This is a genomic window from Agaribacter flavus, from assembly GCF_042646125.1.
Lineage (GTDB): Bacteria > Pseudomonadota > Gammaproteobacteria > Enterobacterales > Alteromonadaceae > Glaciecola > Glaciecola flavus.
In genome coordinates, this window is sequence record NZ_JBHRSW010000045.1 from 1 (window position 1) to 1,302 (window position 1,302).

The window sequence follows — 1,302 nt, forward strand, 5'->3', positions numbered from 1 at the left end:
TGATACTGGCTACTTGTCGGCGCTTTAGTTGTGAGTACAAAGTTTGTTGTGGGATGTTAAAATCGCTACAAAATTGAACGGTTGAGCCTTCGTATGTCGCGTAACGTTGCATGATGTCATCCCATTGCTCGGGCGTGCGTTTTTGATTCATAACGTGATTTAAGTATAAGTGAAAGGCACATTATCAAATCATTGCTGGGCGTTAACTAGGTGTAATTGTTTTGACTGACACTGTATAACTTAAAATGGTAAAACTTATAATAAGAGCGCGGGAAACCAAACACCAGTGTTCGATAAGAGCGTGGTAAAACAGATTTTTTTAGTCAGATCGTATGTTAAATAAATTGGCAAAAAGTATTATAAGTGCGTGGCAATCTACATTTATTTACTGGAAGCATAAAGGAGATAGTAGATTAATAGTAAAAGAAATGGCAGAAGCTATGTACCAAAGTCGGTACGCTATTCCTGATTCTGCACATGGTTTAAAGTGGCTCATCAAAAAACTGAATAACACCAGACAAAAAGAGCGCAAATTGAACGTAGACTACATTTAATTAGGGTTTTCAATCAACGAGAACCTAGGATGAACAAACGATCAAAAAAACAGTGGCAACATATCATGCAGATGCATGCACAATATACGGGTACAACAAAGCAATTTTGTACTGAGCAGAAGATACCGGTGCAAACCTTTTACTCTCGCCGGCATGCCATGGGGCTATCCATGCCAGCGCAAAGTAAAAAATCTATCGTGACAAATTCGCCTGCCGCACAATCTGGGCAGTTCGTCAAAGCGCAAGTGACGCCAAGGCCGAGCACTGTCGTCTTGCAAACACAGTATGCGCAACTATCACTCTCTACACAATGCGATCCAATTTGGTTGGCCACTTTATTGAAAGGACTGGCTGCATGAGAATGTTTGTTGACCCAAAAGCGGTATATCTTTACCCAAAGACGGTAGACTTTCGCAAGCAGTTTAACGGCCTCGCGCTAATTGTTGAGCAAGAGCTTGATGTCACCCTCATGTCAGGCGCGTTGTTTGTCTTCACTAATCGCACCCGCAAACGCCTTAAGATATTGTATTGGGATAGCACTGGTTTAGCCATGTGGAGTAAACGCTTAGAGAAAGAAACGTTCAAGTGGCCTAACAGTAAGCAGGCGTCGTTCTGTTTGACTGAACAACAACTCAATGGCCTCCTAGGTGGCTTTGATATACACGGCCATCAGCCCTTGTTTTATACCTCTGCTGGCTTATAACCGCAGATCATAAACAGCGATTATCGATCACGATTTAGTCTAAGT

The 1,302-nt window shown here is 42.1% G+C and carries 3 protein-coding genes; all 3 read left to right on the plus strand.

Annotation, left to right across the window (positions count from 1 at the left end; genetic code table 11):
- Positions 1-428 precede the first annotated feature (428 nt).
- Genes ACFOHL_RS15635 through tnpB form a run of 3 tightly spaced genes read left to right on the plus strand, consistent with a single transcriptional unit; the run spans position 429 to position 1,257 of the window.
- On the plus strand, positions 429-554 hold the full coding sequence (locus ACFOHL_RS15635) for a hypothetical protein (protein WP_376921177.1): 126 nt from the start codon (positions 429-431) through the stop codon (positions 552-554).
- Positions 555-583: 29 nt separating this feature from the next.
- Positions 584-913, plus strand: coding sequence for a hypothetical protein (locus tag ACFOHL_RS15640; RefSeq protein WP_376921178.1), 330 nt, complete (start codon positions 584-586; stop codon positions 911-913).
- On the plus strand, positions 910-1,257 hold the full coding sequence (gene tnpB / locus ACFOHL_RS15645) for an IS66 family insertion sequence element accessory protein TnpB (RefSeq protein ID WP_376921179.1): 348 nt from the start codon (positions 910-912) through the stop codon (positions 1,255-1,257). The genes ACFOHL_RS15640 and tnpB overlap by 4 nt, the downstream gene beginning before the upstream one ends.
- Positions 1,258-1,302 lie beyond the last annotated feature (45 nt).